Origin of the sequence: Desulfoluna sp., from assembly GCF_030145185.1 — a bacterium.
GTDB lineage: Bacteria > Desulfobacterota > Desulfobacteria > Desulfobacterales > Desulfolunaceae > Desulfoluna.
Genome location: NZ_JAQYWB010000001.1, coordinates 20936 through 38857 on the forward strand (window position 1 = coordinate 20936; position 17922 = coordinate 38857).

The 17922-nt window shown below is 53.2% G+C and carries 17 protein-coding genes; 13 read left to right on the forward strand and 4 right to left on the reverse strand.

Annotated elements, in window-relative coordinates; all coding sequences use genetic code 11:
• Positions 1-21 precede the first annotated feature (21 nt).
• The 6 genes from cooS to Q1Q75_RS00100 all read left to right on the forward strand — a co-directional run bounded on the left by cooS (position 22) and on the right by Q1Q75_RS00100 (position 8180).
• Positions 22-2040, forward strand: a complete 2019-nt coding sequence (gene cooS, locus Q1Q75_RS00075; protein WP_300666708.1) for an anaerobic carbon-monoxide dehydrogenase catalytic subunit — start codon at positions 22-24, stop codon at positions 2038-2040.
• A gap of 78 nt (positions 2041-2118) precedes the next feature.
• On the forward strand, positions 2119-4332 hold the full coding sequence (gene acsB / locus Q1Q75_RS00080) for an acetyl-CoA decarbonylase/synthase complex subunit alpha/beta (protein WP_300666711.1): 2214 nt from the start codon (positions 2119-2121) through the stop codon (positions 4330-4332).
• A gap of 99 nt (positions 4333-4431) precedes the next feature.
• Positions 4432-5784 (forward strand): acetyl-CoA decarbonylase/synthase complex subunit gamma, encoded by a 1353-nt coding sequence (gene acsC / locus Q1Q75_RS00085; protein ID WP_300666713.1) that lies wholly within the window; start codon positions 4432-4434, stop codon positions 5782-5784.
• 108 nt (positions 5785-5892) lie between these two features.
• On the forward strand, positions 5893-6780 hold the full coding sequence (locus Q1Q75_RS00090; protein ID WP_300666716.1) for a dihydropteroate synthase: 888 nt from the start codon (positions 5893-5895) through the stop codon (positions 6778-6780).
• A gap of 175 nt (positions 6781-6955) precedes the next feature.
• Positions 6956-7252 (forward strand): hypothetical protein, encoded by a 297-nt coding sequence (locus tag Q1Q75_RS00095; RefSeq protein ID WP_300666718.1) that lies wholly within the window; start codon positions 6956-6958, stop codon positions 7250-7252.
• Between the two features lie 154 nt (positions 7253-7406).
• A complete protein-coding gene (locus tag Q1Q75_RS00100) occupies positions 7407-8180 on the forward strand; it encodes an AAA family ATPase (protein ID WP_300666721.1) in 774 nt (257 codons plus the stop codon).
• 59 nt (positions 8181-8239) lie between these two features.
• Here Q1Q75_RS00100 and Q1Q75_RS22540 read toward each other — a convergent pair whose 3' ends face one another.
• A complete protein-coding gene (locus tag Q1Q75_RS22540; protein WP_366945118.1) occupies positions 8240-8554 on the reverse strand; it encodes an IscA/HesB family protein in 315 nt (104 codons plus the stop codon).
• Between the two features lie 302 nt (positions 8555-8856).
• Between Q1Q75_RS22540 and ndk the strand changes: the two genes are divergently transcribed.
• Positions 8857-9273: a nucleoside-diphosphate kinase gene (gene ndk / locus Q1Q75_RS00105; RefSeq protein WP_300666724.1), complete on the forward strand. Its 417-nt coding sequence runs from the start codon at positions 8857-8859 to the stop codon at positions 9271-9273.
• A 110-nt stretch (positions 9274-9383) separates the two neighbouring features.
• Positions 9384-10118: an RNA methyltransferase gene (locus Q1Q75_RS00110; protein ID WP_300666727.1), complete on the forward strand. Its 735-nt coding sequence runs from the start codon at positions 9384-9386 to the stop codon at positions 10116-10118.
• Positions 10119-10222: 104 nt separating this feature from the next.
• On the opposite strand, the gene lepA is transcribed toward Q1Q75_RS00110, so the two are convergent.
• Positions 10223-12016 (reverse strand): translation elongation factor 4, encoded by a 1794-nt coding sequence (gene lepA, locus Q1Q75_RS00115; RefSeq protein WP_300666730.1) that lies wholly within the window; start codon positions 12014-12016, stop codon positions 10223-10225.
• A gap of 464 nt (positions 12017-12480) precedes the next feature.
• Between lepA and Q1Q75_RS00120 the strand changes: the two genes are divergently transcribed.
• The 4 genes from Q1Q75_RS00120 to Q1Q75_RS00135 all read left to right on the forward strand — a co-directional run bounded on the left by Q1Q75_RS00120 (position 12481) and on the right by Q1Q75_RS00135 (position 15525).
• Positions 12481-13398 carry a diguanylate cyclase gene (locus Q1Q75_RS00120; RefSeq protein WP_300666733.1) on the forward strand — a complete coding sequence of 306 codons (918 nt, stop codon included), beginning with the start codon at positions 12481-12483 and terminating at the stop codon, positions 13396-13398.
• 98 nt (positions 13399-13496) lie between these two features.
• Positions 13497-13940, forward strand: a complete 444-nt coding sequence (locus Q1Q75_RS00125; protein ID WP_300666734.1) for a GNAT family N-acetyltransferase — start codon at positions 13497-13499, stop codon at positions 13938-13940.
• A gap of 9 nt (positions 13941-13949) precedes the next feature.
• Positions 13950-14888: a phosphatidylglycerol lysyltransferase domain-containing protein gene (locus Q1Q75_RS00130; protein ID WP_300666736.1), complete on the forward strand. Its 939-nt coding sequence runs from the start codon at positions 13950-13952 to the stop codon at positions 14886-14888.
• Between the two features lie 112 nt (positions 14889-15000).
• Positions 15001-15525, forward strand: a complete 525-nt coding sequence (locus tag Q1Q75_RS00135) for a hypothetical protein (RefSeq protein ID WP_300666739.1) — start codon at positions 15001-15003, stop codon at positions 15523-15525.
• Positions 15526-15548: 23 nt separating this feature from the next.
• Here the strand turns inward: Q1Q75_RS00135 and Q1Q75_RS00140 are convergent, their stop codons facing one another.
• The gene (locus Q1Q75_RS00140) at positions 15549-15782 is read right to left on the reverse strand and encodes a hypothetical protein (protein WP_300666742.1); all 234 of its coding nucleotides are present in this window, start codon (positions 15780-15782) and stop codon (positions 15549-15551) included.
• A 254-nt stretch (positions 15783-16036) separates the two neighbouring features.
• A complete protein-coding gene (locus tag Q1Q75_RS00145; RefSeq protein WP_092209830.1) occupies positions 16037-16237 on the reverse strand; it encodes a cold-shock protein in 201 nt (66 codons plus the stop codon).
• A gap of 629 nt (positions 16238-16866) precedes the next feature.
• Between Q1Q75_RS00145 and Q1Q75_RS00150 the strand changes: the two genes are divergently transcribed.
• On the forward strand, positions 16867-17304 hold the full coding sequence (locus Q1Q75_RS00150; RefSeq protein WP_300666745.1) for a universal stress protein: 438 nt from the start codon (positions 16867-16869) through the stop codon (positions 17302-17304).
• Positions 17305-17922: the final 618 nt, after the last annotated feature.

Below are 17922 nucleotides of genomic sequence, written 5' to 3' on the forward strand. Positions count from 1 at the left end.
CAACAAGAGGAGGAACCTCTGATGGCAGACGAAAAGAAGTCAAAGGAATTAAAGCTGGCAGATCCGCTCGAAGCTTCCATAGATCCGGCCACTCAGCAAATGATCAAAAGAGCTCAGGAGCTCGGCGTCGAAACCGTGTTTGACCGAGCACAAAACATGAAGCCCTGTAACATTGGCGTTCAAGGAACCTGCTGTAAAAACTGTGCCATGGGTCCCTGCCGCCTCCCCCTCCCCAAAGGGGGAATTGAAGGCGAAGACACCCGCAAAGGCCTCTGCGGTGCCACAGCCAACACCATCGCAGCACGTAACTTTAGCCGCATGGTCGCCGGCGGAGCAGCCGCCCACTCCGATCATGGACGCGGCGTGGCCGAAGTGTTTCTCTCTGTGGCACGAAAAGAGACGGATGCCTACCACATCAAAGACTACCACAAGCTCCTTTCCATCGCCCCGCACTTTGGCGTGGACATCACGGTGACCGTGGACGGCGAAGTCAAAGATCGGGACATGGACGAAATCGCTCTGGAAGTGGCAGAAAAAGCCATGAACGAGTGGGGCAAATCTGACGGTGAATGCCTCTACTTGCAGCGCGCTCCTGAAGCCATGTACAATCGCTGGAAAGAGTTGGGCGTCCTTCCCCGAAACGTGGACCGCGAAATTGTTGAAATCATGCACCGCACCCACATAGGCGTGGATCAGGACTACAAAAACTTGATCAAACAAGCCACCCGGGCGGCCCTGGCCGACGGTTGGGTCGGTTCCATGATTGCCACGGATCTCCAGGATGTCATGTTCGGAACGCCCAATCCCGTGCAGTCTGAAGTCAACCTGGGCGTCATGAAGGCCGACCATGTCAACCTCATTGTCCACGGCCATGAGCCGATTCTCTCGGAGATGATCGTTGCGGCCTGCCAATCCAAGGAGATGATCGACTACGCAGCCACCAAAGGCGCCAAGGGGATTCAACTCAGCGGGATCTGCTGTACCGCCAACGAACTCGCCCAACGCCACGGCGTACCGATTGTGGGCAACTTCCTCCAACAGGAGCTGGCCATCATCACCGGGGCCTGCGACGCCATGGTTGTGGATGTTCAGTGTATCTTCCAGAACCTGGCCAACGTGGCCAAATGTTTCCACACCAAGCTGATTACCACCCACCCCATCGCCCGCATGGAGCAAAACAACGTTCTTCATATCGAATTTGACGAACACCATGCCATGGACGATGCCAAACGTATTGTCAAGCTGGCCATCGATAACTTCGAGAACCGTAAATCTGAAGTCATGATTCCGTCTCAAAAGGAAAACCAGGTGGTTGGGTTTGGCGTGGAATCCATCGAGTACAACCTCGGCGGGACCTTCCGCGGCTCTTACTACACCTTAAATGACAACATCATCAACGGTCGCATTCGCGGTATCGCTGGGGTTGTGGGCTGCAACAACGCCCGAACCAAGCACAACAACGACCACATCGCCGTCATCAAAGAGCTCATCAAAAACGACGTCATCGTCCTCACCACCGGCTGCAGCGCCATCGCAGCAGGCATGGCAGGTCTTCTCACTCCAGAATGTGCCTCCGTCTATTGTGGCCCTGGCCTTGCCGAAGTCTGTGAAACGGTGGGGATTCCTCCGGTCCTGCACATGGGTTCCTGCGTCGACAACTCCCGTATCCTTCTGGCCGCCACGGAAGTGGTCAAAGCCGGCGGACTCGGCAAGTCAATCAAGGACATCCCCGTGGCCGGCAGCGCCCCGGAATGGATGAGTGAAAAAGCCATCTCCATCGGTCATTACTTCGTCGTCTCCGGCGTATACACGGTCTTCGGCGTCACTCTGCCCGTGGACGGTGCGCCCGTCTTCAGAGACCACCTTTACAACGAACTGGAAGATTTATACGGCGGGATGTGGGACTGCGAGCCCGATCCCATCAAACACGCTCACAAGATGATCGCCCATATTGATAAAAAACGTAAGGAACTGGGCATCGACAAAGCAAGGGATCGTGTCCTCATGGACATGGCCGCTCGTCAGGCCATCGACGTTTGACGTGTCGGTGACCGACAGGTCACCGTCCACATGCTTGATCATCTAACTTAAGAATATCCTCAACGAAGGAGGAAGAGCATGTCCAAATTAGTTGCATTTGCTGCCATCCAGGGTGGCTATAAAGTAATCTCTCAGGTGGAAGGGCAATACCAAAAAGCCCTCGAAACCTTCGACGCCAGCACCAAGATAAGCTTTGGCAACACGGCCTACTACCTGCCGGTTATTTATTCTCTTCTGGGTATCAAAGTTGAAACCCTGGAAGACCTGAAAAAGCCCCTGGCTTTTGCCCGTGGCCTTCTGCCTCCCCATGTCAAGGGCAAGAACAACCTTCCCTACCTCGGCCCTCTCCTTGACGCCGGCATGGCCGCCATCTTCGGCTACGAAATCATGGAAGCCCTGCGTATCCTGAACGAGCCCGATTTCTATACCTTTACGGAAGATCCCGATGTGGAATCCGGGAAAATATGGGTCGGTCCTGCCGACGACACCATCCTGCGAAAACGTGGCGTGGAATTCGTGGACGGCAGCGCCCCTGGCTTTGCCGCCATCGTCGGAGCCGCTCCTACCCCTGAAATCGCCAAGAATATTGTGGAAGACTACCAGAAGAAGAGTCTTTATATCTTCTGCGCCGCCAACCACAACAACACCAGCGTTATTCAACAGCTGGTGGATCAAGATATTCAGGTGGGCTGGAACACCCGTATCGTGCCCTTCGGACCGGACATCTCCTCGGCTGTTTTTGCCCTTGGCTTCGCCAACCGGGCAGCCATGACTTTTGGTGGGGTCCAGCCTGGTGACCATCGCAAAATGCTCATGTACAACAAAGAACGTATTTTTGCCTTTGTCAACGCGTTGGGCGACATCGGCACCGAGTGGGGCGTAGCGGCTGCCGGTTGCGTCAACTGGGGTTTTCCGACCCTTGCTGACACCGACATCCCCGAGATTCTCCCCACCGGTATCTGTACCTACGAGCACGTGGTGGCCAACGTCCCCCACGATGAAATCTGCCAGAAATCCGTTGAAGTTCGAGGCCTCAAGGTGTCTATCTCCGACATTGAAATTCCGTGCGCCTTTGGCCCCGCCTTTGAGGGCGAGCGTGTGCGCGGCGGCGATTTGCACAGCCAGATGGGTGGCGGCAAAACCCAGTGTACCGAGCTGGTAAAACGCGCCGAGATGAGTGAGATCGAAGACGGAAAGGTCATTATCGTCGGCAAGGACATCCCGGACCTGAAGGAAGGCGAGACCCTGCCTCTGGGGATCTTCATCCAGATCGCCGGACGTGAATTCCAGGAGGATTTCGAGCCCATTTTGGAGCGTCAGATCCACCACCTGGTCAACTACATTCAAGGCATCATGCACATCGGCCAGCGTGATATTTCCTGGGTTCGCGTCGGCAAAAATGCCGTGGACAAGGGATTTACCCTGAAGGACATCGGTGTGGTCCTCCATGCCAAATTTCATCAGGAATTCCAAAAGATTGTCGATAAAGTACAGGTCACCCTTTACACCCAGAAAGAGGACGTGGCCAAGCTGACTAAGACGGCCCGTGCCGAGTACAAGACCCGTGACGAGCGCGTGGACAAGATGACCGACGAAGACGTGGAGACCTACTACTCCTGCTCTCTCTGTCAGTCCTTTGCCCCCAACCACGTCTGTACGGTCAGCCCCGAGCGAACCGGCCTCTGTGGCGCCTACAACTGGATGGATTGTCGGGCTGCCTTTGAGATCAACCCCACCGGTCCCAACCAGCCCATTGAGAAAGGCGAATGCCTTGATCCGGTCCTGGGTCAGTGGAAAGGGGTCAACGACTTCGTCTTCAAAGCCTCACGCGGAGCCGTGACCCACTACAACTTCTACTCCCTGGTTGTCGATCCCATGACCACCTGTGGATGTTGTGAGTGTATCGCCGCCATGCTCCCCAGCTGCAACGGGATCATGACCGTAAACCGCGAATTTGCAGGGGAAACCCCCTCGGGCATGAAGTTTACCACGCTGGCCGGTGTCATGGGCGGCGGCGCTTCCTCCCCCGGTTTTGTCGGGCACTCCAAGTACAACATCACCCAGAGAAAATTTATCAAGGGCGATGGAGGACTGCTTCGCATGGTCTGGATGCCCAAGATGTTGAAAGAAGAGATCAAAGATCGCATTGATAAGTACGGAGAAGAAACCGGTTATCCGGATTTTTACAACATGATTGCCGACGAAACCGTGGGGACCACAGAAGAGGAGATTATGCCCTTCCTCGAAGAAAAAGGTCACCCTGCCCTGTCCATGGACTCACTTATTGGTTAATGCGTTCGTACCCGGGGGGCCGCCCTGCCCCCCGGGTCACTCATTATCCATACACAATTGAGTGCATCCTCGTTACAGGACTCAGACAAGGAGATACACATGGCTCTTACCGGTATTCAGATATTCAAACTTCTGCCCAAAACAAACTGCAAAGAGTGCGGGGTGCCCACCTGTCTAGCCTTTGCCATGAACCTTGCCTCCGGCAAGGCAGAGCTGGACAATTGTCCCTATGTTTCGGACGAAGCCCGGGAAAAACTCGCCGAAGCTTCGGCTCCCCCCATCCGCCCCGTAAAAATCGGACAAGGTGTTCGGAAAGCCACCGCGGGCGGTGAAACAGTGATGTACCGTCACGAAAAAACCTTCTACAGCCCCACCCTCCTGGCGGCCACCGTCGCGTCCTCCATCAGTGAGGCCGACCTCGCAGAACGCCTCAAGGGTTGGAATGCCTTTCAGTATGAACGCGTAGGCCTCAACCTTCGCCCGGAACTCGTCGCAGTCAAAGACGTCGACGGCAATGCTGAAAATTTTGCAAGGGTAGCGAAACTAATCGCCGAGACATCGGAATTCAACCTCATTCTCATGAGTGAAAATCCCGATGTGATCAAAGCAGGCGTGGAGACCTCAGGGTTCAAACGCCCCCTTATCTATGCGGCGACAGAAAGCACCCTTGATGCCTTGGGTGCGATCGCCAAAGATGCGGATCTTCCCATCGCCGTCAAAGCCGACAGCGTGGAAGCCCTGATCCCCCTCACGGAAAAGCTCAACGAAATGGGGATCAAGGACATCGTCATCGATTCGGGCAGCCGTGAACTCAAGGAGGCCTTTAAAGATCAGGTGGCCATTCGCCGCGCGGCCCTTAAGGGCGGTAATCGCGCCCTGGGATTCCCCACCATCACTTTTCCCAGTGACATGGCTGGAAACCCCGACATGGAAGCCCTCATCGCCGGGACGTTTATCGCCAAATACGGCGGCATTGTGGTTCTCTCCGAGTTTAACACCGAGACCCTTTTCCCGCTGCTGCTTGAGCGACTCAACATCTTCACCGATCCGCAGCGACCCATGATGGTCACCGAAGGAATCTACGAAATCGGCAACCCCGATGAAAACTCCCCGGTCATGGTCACCACCAACTTCGCTCTGACGTACTTCATCGTCTCCGGCGAAGCCGAAGGCAGCCGCGTACCCTGCTGGCTCCTGATCAAAGATGCCGAGGGGCTTTCTGTTCTGACCGCCTGGGCTGCCGGTAAATTCAGCGGCGATGATGTGGGAACCTTTGTCAAGAAGAGCGGTATCTCCGACAAGGTAAAACACAACGAGCTGGTGATTCCCGGCTACGCCGCTGCCATCGCAGGGGACGTGGAAGAGGAACTTCCCGGCTGGACCATCACCGTCGGTCCACGTGAAGCGGCGCACCTGCCGGCCTTCCTGAAGGCCAAAGTAGGAGCGGCCTGATAAATAGTTGCTGATAAAGCCCGCCCCGGCCTCCACCGGGTCGGGCTTATTTTCCAACACGAGTCTTTTCGATTCCTGCAATATCAACCACCATCCGGAGGGAATTTTATGAGTTTTCAAGTCATCGGAGAAAGCTTAAACGTTATCGGCAAAGAGATTGGGCGCGCATTCAAAGAAAAAGATCCCAAGCCGATTCAAGAAGAGGCCCTCTTTCAGAAATCCAAGGGTGTAGATTGGATCGACATCAACCTCGGTCCGGCTAAAAAAAATGGCGTGGATCTGATGCCCTGGATTGTTGAAACGGTTCAAGAAGTCGTGGACGACATCCCCCTGGTCTTGGATACGTCCAATATCGATGCCATAGCCGCCGCCCTTCCCAAATGCAAACTCCCGCCCATGATCAACTCCATCATGGCCGTTCCCGAACGCTATGAGCGCATGATTCCGCTGGCCGCCGAAAGTGGCGCCAACTTCTGCGCCCTCATGTGGGGACCGGATGGCCTGCCCAGGGACGAAAACGAGCGCGCAGCCCTTTGCGTGGAGTTGGTGTATGCAGCCAATGAAGCTGGGATTCCCAACGAAAAAATCTGGGTCGACGGCATTGTCACGCCCGTTAACATCCAGCAGCCCCAGGCCGTCAGCCTTCTCAACTTCATGGAAATGCTTCAGGACATTGCCCCCGGCGCCCGCAGCACCTGTGGCGTCTCCAACATCTCCAACGGTGTACCCGATCACCTTCGCCATATCATCAACATTACCTTTACCACCATGCTCAGCATCAAAGGGATGGCTTCTTTTATAGCCGATGCCAAAGATGTTGCCACCATGGAACTGGCCAAAGGCAAGCGACCCGATATCTTTGAAGTGATCCAGAACACCATGGATGGCAACACCCCTGATATGGCATCCCTGAATGATGAGCTGCGTGGCTACGTGAAGACCTGTAACGTCATTCTCGGACAAACCCTCTTCTCCGATTCCTGGCTTGAAGTCTAACGGCACGGGGGCATCCCGAGAAATTCAACAGGCCGAAATCGCAGCATTCTGGCGATCAAGCTGCTTGATTACGTCTCGACAGAACCCCCCAGCATTCCATTAACCGAAAGCCCCGCAGACTCTGCGGGGCTTTTCGCATCTTCCCGATACGACGGAAAGAAACAGGTGGCCCCCCATGGACAAACAAAAAAACGACAGTGACTGGATCTATCTTTTTGTCAACAACCCCGGCAAAGATGAGTCATTTGCAGGATTGTTCGATGAAGAATTGGGCATCCGTTTTATTCCTGCATTTTACGAAAAAGAGAGCGCTCTGATATGCTCAGGACGCTTTATGGACCGCCACGCCACTTATGAAGTCCAGGCCATCCACAAAGATGACCTCAAACACTACGCCACTGAAAACGATGTCCTTATCTTCATCCTGGACAAAGCAGGCTCCATACTTGAAAAAATCATGCCGAAAACGTGAGAATACTTGCAGTAATCCTGCATATGGCCGATAGTTAGTCAATTAAACTGGAGCTTAACGGGCAAGCACTCCGGTACAGGCCCGGCATCATGTCCCATGAAATATCCGGGGTCGCCCCTTTACGCGAGCGAGCCCCTTTACAGGAGAACATTCTGTGAGTTTGAAACTGGCTTTTGGAGGCAAAGGAGGAGTGGGAAAAACAACCTTGACCGCTCTAATTGCACGCATCATCGCCTGTGAGGGAAAAAAGGTCATCGCCATCGACGCCGACCCCGTCTCCAACCTGGCATCGGCCCTGGGCATTTCCGAGGAGACCCCTATCACGCCCATCGCCCAACTCTCCGACCTCATTGCCGAGCGCACCGGGGCCACCCCCGGCACCATGGGGGGATTTTTCACCCTGAATCCCAAAGTCGACGATATCCCCGACCGATTTTCCCTGGAACGGGACGGCGTCAAGTTGCTGGTCATGGGCACCGTCCAGAAAGGGGGCTCCGGCTGCATATGCCCGGAGAGCACTATCTTAAAAGCGCTGATGCTGCACCTTGTGCTGCAACGTGATGAAGTGGTGATCATGGACATGGAGGCAGGGGTGGAACATCTGGGCCGGGCCACCACCTCATCGGTAAACGCCCTGGTCACCGTCGTCAACCCCGGCAAACGAAGCAGGGTCGCGGCCCTTCAAATCAGAAAATTGGCCGAAGAGTTGGGGATTAAGCGCGTACTGGTTATCGGAAACCGTGTCCGCAACCCGCAAGACCAACAGATGATTATCGATAGCCTAAGCGATTTTGAAATTCTGGGTTTTGTTCCGGAACTGGATGAAATAGCAGAATCCGATCGTTTGGGGACGCGCCCTTACGACGACCTCGAAACCGTCCCGGTCGCCGTACGAGAAATTGCGCAAAAACTGGCACATCTCGAATAAAAAAAAGCGCCCCCCTCAAAGATGAGGAGGGCGCCTTGTTTTCGTTGGTCTCGACTGGATCAGGAGCAGCAGGAACCTGTCGTGCTGCAGCTTCCGCATGCCGACTCAAGCTTAAGGCTTGAGGTCACTTTAAAGCCGATCTCAAGGAAATCAACTTTCACAGGCTGAGCCTGAGCAAGGAACTCCTTGTCAACGACATAAATATACCCATCAATCTCAAATTTTTCATCAGTGTCTTTAGACTCATCCAGAGCCATAGCAAGGGAAGGACCCCCTCAGCCACCGGAGTTGAGAAAAATACGAATGGGCATCACTTCCCTGCCCTTAAAATACTCTGCAATCTGTTGCGTTGCAGCTGCAGTCACCTCTAACATGGGACCTCCATAGAACCTGTAAATATATAAGGAAAATGAAACTTTCGTTTCGTCTCTCAGGCTTCGCACAATGTAAACATTCGATTTCCCCTTGTCAATAAAGAAAAGCTATGTGAAAGCCCATCTCCATAAGGTTTTACCAATATCGGTTTTAAGGCACTGCCCGTCAAGCCATTTCATTATTCGCCCCGCTTTTCTCAGGGCCTGGCTGCGCCTTGCGAGGCTTCCGGACCATGCGAAATAAGACCGCGGCACCGGTATGAACCTCTCCCCTTAACCCTCGATCAGGAGCTTAAAAACTCATGGAACAGACCCTTTCCATCATCAAACCCGACGGCGTAAAAAAAAATATCATCGGTGAGGTGATCCGTCGTTTTGAATCAAACGGCCTCTCCGTCAAAGCCATGCGCATGCTGCAGATGACCCGAGAGGAAGCCGAAGGGTTCTACGCAGTCCACAAGGAACGCCCTTTCTTTAACAGCCTCACAGACTTCATGTGTTCCGGCCCCGTGGTGGTCATGATCCTTGAAGGGCAAGAGGCCATCGCTTTGAACCGCAAAATCATGGGGGCCACCGACTTTAAAGAGGCGGAGGCGGGTACCATCCGAAAAGATTTTGCGTCCTCCATCGAAAGCAACGTGGTCCACGGCTCCGACGCACCGGAAACAGCCGCCACCGAAATCGCCTACTTCTTCTCATCCCTTGACATCATGGCCTGATTCCATCATATTTTCCTCGATTAAACGGAAAGCACCCCCGAGAGCACCGAATCATCCGGTGCTCTCGTTTTTTTATTTCCCGATTCAACCATGAGATACCAGACAAGACTATGAGCCTCTCCCCGATCCCAACCCAACAGATTTCCATCATCCTGGTACGCCCCCGCTACCCTGAAAACATCGGGTCTGCGGCGCGAGCCATGATGAACATGGGCTTTTCCGAGTTGATTCTCGTAAACCCCTTAGAACCGGACCAGGAACGCATGCGAAAAACAGCCACCCACCATGCGGCCGGAATCATCGACACCCTCACCATTCATGACAGCCTGGAAGAAGTTCTCAAGCCCTATACCTTTGTGGCCGCCACCACTACCCGCAAGGGGAAAAAACGACAGGGCCTGATCAGCCCCCATGGCCTGGTGGAACGCGTGGGCACCCTCTCCCCGGAGGATAAGGTAGCCATTCTCTTCGGCTCGGAGGACAAGGGCCTTACCAACGAGGAACTCCGCTTTGCCGACGCCCTGGTCACCATCTCCACCCTGGATTTTTCATCCATCAACCTGGCCCAGGCGGTGATGATCCTCTGCTACGAACTGTCTCGGACCCCGCCTTCGGAAAATAAAAATGCCTTAAGGCTGGCCAATAAAAAAGAGATTGGCAAGATGTTTGACGCCGTAGAGGCCCTCCTTTGCGCCATCGACCTGCACAACCCGGAAAACCCCGACCACTGGCCCGCCCGCTTTCGAAAGCTTCTGACCCGGGCCGGACTCCGTGCGGGAGATACCGCCCTGGTCCTGGATTTTATTGGAAAAACGATAAAGAAGTTAAAAGGGGCTGAAGGCTGAAGGCTGAAGGCTGAAGGCTGAAGGAAAATGGCCATGATTCTTAAACAGAATCATGGCCATTTGTAGGTTCATACCCACCCCGTATTCAGGAAGTCGGGTTTTCTTTAATCGTCGGACTTAAGCACGGCGAGAAAAGCGGACTGAGGAATCTCTACCTGGCCCACCATCTTCATCCGTTTTTTCCCTTTTTTCTGCTTCTCCAGAAGCTTTCGTTTCCGGCTGATATCCCCGCCATAACATTTTGCAGTGACGTCTTTGCGGTAGGCGGAGATGGTCTCCCGAGATACGACTTTGGCGCCGATGGCCCCTTGTATCGCCACCTTGAACATCTGACGGGGAATCTCCTCTTTAAGCTTCGCGCAGGCAATTCTCCCCCGGGAGACGGAACGGTCCTTGTGAACCAGCTGAGCCAAGGCGTCCACCTTCTCCCCGTTGATGAGAAAATCAAGCTTGACCAAATCGGTCTCCTTGTACCCGACGAGCTCGTAATCGAAGGAGCCATAGCCCTGAGTGATGCTCTTCAGCTTGTCATAGAAATCGTAGACCACCTCGGCCAGGGGAAGTTCAAAGACCATCTCCATGCGGCTGTTGGTGAGGTACTGGTAGTTGACGCTCATACCGCGTCGATCCAGGCACAGCTTCATGACCGCCCCCATGTACCGTTCCGGCACAATGATAGCCGCCTTGATAAAGGGCTCGCTGGTCCGCTTGATAGTGGTCGGGTCCGGATATAGAGCCGGGTTATCGATAATCTCTTCGGCACCGGTATGAAATTCCACCTCATACTGTACGGAAGGCGCCGTCAGAATTAACGAAAGCCCATATTCCCGTTCCAGGCGCTCCTGGACCACCTCGAGGTGAAGCAAGCCAAGAAAACCGCAACGAAAGCCAAAGCCAAGGGCTGCAGAGGAGTCTTTTTCATAGATCAGGGAGGCATCGTTCAATTTAAGCTTCTCCATGGCCACGATCAACTCTTCGTAATCGTCCGAGGCCACGGGGTAGATTGACGAAAAGACCACGGGTGTGGGGTCCTTAAAGCCAGCCACAATCGTCTCACACTCACGCCTGAGGTGAGTGATGGTGTCACCGCAACGGGTATCGCTCACCGTCTTGATGCCCGCAATCAGGTACCCCACTTCACCGGCGGAGATCACCTTTCTGGGAACCCGCACAATCTGAAAAACACCGACCTCTTCGACCTTATAGGATGCGTCGTTACTCATAAACTTGATGGTGTCGCCCGCCTTAATCGTTCCGTCAAATACCCGGAAATGAACAACGGTCCCTCGATACGGATCATAATGTGAATCAAAAATCACCGCCTTAAGAGGCGCATCGGGATCCCCTTCCGGAGGGGGAAGCAATGTCACGGCAGCTTCAAGCACATCCACAATCCCAATGCCGTTTTTTGCTGAGGTCAAAATTGCGGCCTGAGAATCCAACCCGAGATCCTCGTCAATCTGCCCCTTCACCCAGTCGACCTCGGCACTCGGAAGATCGATCTTATTGATGACAGGGATGATCTCCAGGTCATGCTCCATGGCAAGGTAGAGGTTGGCCAGGGTCTGGGCTTCCACCCCCTGACTGGCATCGACAATAAGCAGAGCACCCTCACAGGAGGCCAAAGCACGTGACACCTCGTAGGTGAAATCCACATGACCGGGGGTGTCAATGAGGTTCAGCACATACTCGTTTCCATCCTTGGCTTTGTATGGAAGGGACACCGTCTGGCTTTTGATGGTGATTCCCCGCTCTCGTTCGATGTCCATGGTGTCCAGGATCTGATCTTTAAAATCACGATCTGAAATAATGCCGGTCTCCTGAATCAGACGATCCGACAAGGTGGATTTTCCATGGTCAATATGGGCGATGATGCTGAAGTTACGAATATGTTTCATGCCGTTTCGACTGCTGCTCCTGAGAGATTCTCCATTGGCAGGTCCCCTGCCCCGCCGAGAAAACGACGGACAGAGTTTCAGACACAAACCAAATGAATACTGTGAAATTTCAGATGTATGAAAGAAATGCGACGGTCTATGTGGGTTGACATAACCAAACCGAACCGCTATAGTTTCCCAATAAAAACATCATTAATTATCAAATAGATTTTTGCCCTGTCAAGCCAAGGGTCGTTCACCTACCCGGCGGACCTTGCCTAAAGCCTTGCCAACAGGCTGTCTCCATGGATCCTTCCCTGCATTATTTCTGTAAGAGCAGGCACAATGGCAAGACTTCATGACGGTTCCACGGTTCATGGTGTCTTTTACTGCCGACCGTTGCTCCGCCAGCCGCACACACGGTTAAAAACAGCCACTCGTTGCACGTTAGAACGACTGCCACTCACCCTTTGCCCCAGGTTGCCATGCGCTCAATAGCCATCGTTGATGAAGACAAAAGCGTTCGGGATTCCGTGGCCGACTACCTTACCCTTGCAGGGTTTGAGGTCATCGCCTTTGCCTCAGCAAACGAGGCCCTCACCCACCTTGCGTCCACCCCCATGGATATCGTGATCACCGATATCCCCCTGAAAGGGACCAGCGGGTTTGAGCTCACCGATACCATCAAAAAAAACTTCGCCGCCGATGTCATCATCCTCACGGGATACAGCACCGGCTACTCCTACGAGGAAGCGATCAACAAAGGGGCCAGTGACTTTGTCTTCAAACCAGTCCGCTTTGAAGAGCTGCTGCTGCGTATCAAACGGGTACTCCATGAACGACGCCTGACAAGCGAACGCAACGAGATGCTCAACCGACTCAAACGAATGGCCGTCACCGACCCGCTCACCCGGCTCTTTAACCTCCGCTACTTCTACAATCAACTCGAAAAAGAGATCGAGCGATTTAACCGCTACAACCGCCCCCTGGCCCTGATGCTTCTCGATATTGACAATTTTAAAATTTTCAACGATACCTATGGTCACCTTGAGGGAGACCGCATCCTGGTAAACCTGGGTAAAGTGATCCGGGAGTGCCTGAGGACCATGGATTCTGGCTACCGCTTCGGCGGAGAAGAGTTTACCGTAATTCTTCCTGAGACCACCATCAATGAAGGAATTGTGGTGGCGGAAAGAATTCAGAAGGCCATGAGAGACAGCTCTTTCTCTCCCGCCTCGGCACCCGAACCCGTCATCACGACACTCAGCATTGGGCTTACCGAATACGCCTCAGGGGAACCCTTGAGAGAATTTGTCCGCAGAGCGGACCAAGCCATGTACCTCTCTAAAGCGAGGGGAAAAGATCTCATTTCCCTGCTGAACAAGGACAACACCACCGAATAAAACAGCTGAAATTGCCTCCGGCGGCCCTGCCGGGGCCAAACTTTTGACACTGATTTACCTTGCAACACATGGCAAGACGATATGACCCAGGAACCTGCATGATTACTGTTGAACCTCTTTCCCATCCAACCCCTGAAGAAAAATCACGCATTCTCTCCATCTATCACCAGCAAAAATGGTGGCCGGAAACCCTGTCGGACCCAGAACGAATCGGCCAGATGATCCGAGGAAGCCACTGTTACGTGGTGGCCAGGGACAAACGGGAGATCATTGGCATTGGCCGGGCCTTGAGTGACGGAGTGGGAGACGCTTATCTCCACGACATCACCGTGGTAAAAAGCCACAGGCGTCAGGGAGTCGGTCGGCAGATCGTCGCAATGCTGATGGAGAGACTTGAAAAAGACGGCATCACCTGGATGGGTCTTATTGCGGAAAAAGGCTCCCCCGCCCTCTACCGAAAATTTGGTTTCACGGCCCTTGAAGGCGCCATTCCCATGTTTCGATTCGAAACAGACCCCACTGAAACTTCCTTCACCTCTTAAGAAGAAGCCATGACAAAATTACACGACATCTGCGACCTGACCCCCCTCCTGCCCGAACACCACGCCAGGCTCGCGCCCAGTTTTAAAGGACAAACCAACCCCTTGTGCGGTTACTCCCTCGAGGCACTCATCATCTGGAAAACCCACGTCTATTACCCGGCTTTTGCCATGGATCAAGAGGATGCCATCATGGCCCGCCTCTTCCCGGTGACCCCCCAAAAGAGTTACCTGATCCTTCCGATTCCAAACGGCACCGCCCGGTCTCCGGAAAACCTGGCCAAGCTATGCCGAACGCATCGCCTCTCCCAGGTCTGTTTTGTCGATGAACGTTATCTGCACGCCTGGGACAGGGAAACCATCGAACAGCATTTTCTCCTTGAAGAGCAAACCGACTACGAAGATTATGTCTACCTAAAAGAGGACCTGGCAGAGCTGAAAGGAAATAAATTCAGCAAGAAAAGGAACCTCATCAATCAATTTTTGCGGGAATATGTGGAAACGGGTCGGGTGGGCGTCGAGGCCCTTACCCAGAAGAATGCTGAAGAATGCAAGTCACTCCTGGCCTATTGGTGGAGCCTGAGGACCCCCGAGGCCCATACCGATGAAGATGCCTTAGGAGAAAAGGTGGCCTGTACCCACGCGCTGGATCTTGTCGGAACCCTTAAAGGGTTAAGAGGCATCCTGCTTCGAATCGATGGCAAGGTCAAAGCCTTCGGAATGGCGAGTAACCTCACAGAAGAGATGGGGGACTTCAATTTTGAAAAAGCCGACCCCGCCGTCAAAGGGCTGTATCAATTTTTCGATCGACAATGCGCCAGGATGCTCTTTCCCGACACCCCTCTCATCAACAAGGAATGCGACATGGACGACCCCGGGCTTCGCCATGCCAAGCGATCCTACCACCCCCACCGGAGATTCAAGTCCTACACCCTTCGACTCAAAATGTAAAAACTGACGACTGATGGTCAAGGCTTTGGTATAATGAAGAACAGGGTACCCGAAATCGCCCCCCGGGTGCCCAAAATGCTGATAACTCCGTCATCATGGAGTGTTTGAGATCATGCCCATCGTCAGAACCATCAAACGCTGGCTTCGAAACCTCTTCAGAAAAGAGCGGCGGAAAGACCTCCTCTCCGGCGTCAGCGCCACGCCGGACTTTCCCGATCCAACCTCACTGATCACATGGATACTCATGAGCTACCGGCATCGTATCGACCGGTACGCCTGCTTCTCCCTCGAATATATTCAAGACCCATTCATCTGCATCCAGTATGATAAACCCGTGAAAATTTTCGTCCGGTACAGCCCGCCTTTTTCACCGACAGAGCGATTGAAAGCCATTGGCCTTCCTCTTCCGGATGGATTCTCACTGGCCGAATGGAAACGCCACGACCACTTCATCCTCACAGGTCCCTGGCTCCCCCCCGGAGAGATGGCCACCTTTCTTAACAGCCTCTTTCAAAAACTCTACCGCGCCAAAAAGGGCTATGTCATGGCCGCATGGACCGATATTTACCCCACCACGAAGGTCCCCCATCACCCAACGCAAAAAAAAGCGTTACGGCAGGACAAAGCAAACCCGTAACGCTTTTTTCATCATCACCTTATTCACGCATCTCGACTACCGGATGTCCTGACCTCATTCCAGTCGTAAAGCAAATTGTCCAATTCGGTAAAGACCTCGTCAAGGTCGGCGTATGATCCCTTGCACTCGGCAATCAGCTCATTCTGATGGTAGGCCCGGACCAGTGAATCGTCATGGGCCGTGGTACCCAGTTCAATGCGAACGCCGTTCACGATGGCTTCGGCAACCTGAACAAACTTCGGTTCGGAAATAAGCATGGTGTCCTCCTTGTTATCAACGTGGCAACGGAACAGACATCTTCCAGGGGATCCGGTTTTTCTAAAGCCCGTCATTCCCAAGAGCCGGTATCCCTTCAGTAAATGAATAGCAAACAACATGCCAACCCCGCAACACCTAAGCGGTGGGGAAAAAAATAACCCCGCCTCCCCCCTGAAACCATCGGACAAAAAAAAAGCGCGACCCCTTGTGAACAAGGAATCGCGCTTTATAAAATCGACGTGTCAAGCAGAAGCTACTGAACGGTTACGTTCACAGCCGCAGGACCTTTTTGACCCTGCTCAACATCGAAGGTGACTCGGTCGCCTTCGTTAAGGGTTTTGAAACCGGATGCATTGATACCTGAATGGTGAACGAATACATCAGGTCCATTTTCCTGCTCAATAAAACCATAACCCTTCTGCTCATTAAACCATTTTACAATACCGTTTGCCATGGTGACGATCTCCTCATCATTGTTCTGGGTTTTCATGCATTCTCATTCCTAAGGTAGATGTCACGATGACACATTTTTCTTTATTCCTGAGAGCGCAGCCAGCCCCCCTCCCTCGGGTCACGATGACCTTTTCAGCGGGGAAGCTTTAAAAAATATTATGCCTGTGTTACTCACATGCAATGTACTGATACATTCTCACACTCTTGGCTGCAAATCAATCTAAAAACATCTCCTCAATTCGAAATTTTATACCCCATGAAAGTCACTCAGTGAACCGCGTCTCTTCCCAACGTCAACGTCTCGCCGTTTAGAGCCACAATCCCCGGAGACAAAGGAATCATGACCCATTCGTATGGCCTGTAGAGACACACACCACGGACAGGGAACCCACCCGATTAAGGCCCTGCCTCCGGGGCTCTCAATTGCTCATCTGCTATACGCGAAAAAAACGGCACAACCGAAGCCGAATTGTGCTATAATAGACTTGTTTTTCGGTTGCACCCCCTGCCAAGAAGTAATCTGACTCTCCCCACCCCTGCCTGACAACCCACGCTCCTTGCAACCCTCCACCGCATAAACCCTTCAAGTACGATCAGGCGGTTTTTTAGACCGCCCAAGGAAGGTCACATATGAACAGCCCCAAAGTCCTTTGGACCACCGATTTTTCACGAAGAGCCGAAAAGGCACTCCCCTTTATCACCTCCCTGATTCGTGAAAAGGGCGCCGATGTCCATATCCTCTACGTCATTCCGGATATCGCCCGCCATGAACCCTGGTACGGTGAATACGATGAGCGCCATATCCAGCGCCTGACCCGGCGAGAAGAACAGTCCGCCACAAAACGCCTCCACCAGCTCTGCACCAAATACCTCGACGGATGCGCCCTCTTCACCCGCCACACGGCCGTGGGAGAACCCGCCGAAGAGATCTTAAAACTCATTAAAGCCGAACAGATAGACATGGTGGTTATGGCCGATCACCCTTCCCACATCCCAGACATCGGTGAACGTACGCTCGAAAAGGTCAAACGCATGGCCTCCATCCCCGTGGAGGTGATCGCCACCTGAAACGGCAAAAAAAAGGAAACGCGCCTCCGGCGGCAAGGTGTGCCACCTTGAAAGCGGGTTTGCGAATGCGCTTTGTTTGCCGTCACCCTAACCCGGATATTTCACGAGTCGAGTGCACTCATATTCAAGGCATCAGAGCTGCAGATGTAGTGGTTTACCTCAAGGCACTGATAACAAAGAAGATGGATGCACTCGACTCGCCCGAAGGGTTAGAAAATCGAGAAGAAAACGTGAATTACATTTTGTATTTTACAAATATCTAAATTTTTCACAGTAACAGGCTGTAATAACGTCTTATTGCTACACAGGATCATTTCCTCATGAAATATCCGGGCTAAGCATCTCAGGTTCATCACGACACCCTTCAACCTACTCATAGGCTCTGCCTGGAGGCGTGCTGTACAAGGCTCTGCCTTGCCGGTGTGGGAAACGAAAAACCGGGTGATGGAATACATCTGCTGAAGCGACATCCCCAGGAAGACCGAGCCCCCAGGAGAGCATTCCCAGGCAGAGCCTGGAAAAAAGGAAAGATGTCACGCCTCGGGCCCCTTCGACATCCCCGATTTTTTGGAATACACAAAAAACGTCTCCCCCCATCCGCTCTTTTCTCTTCACCTC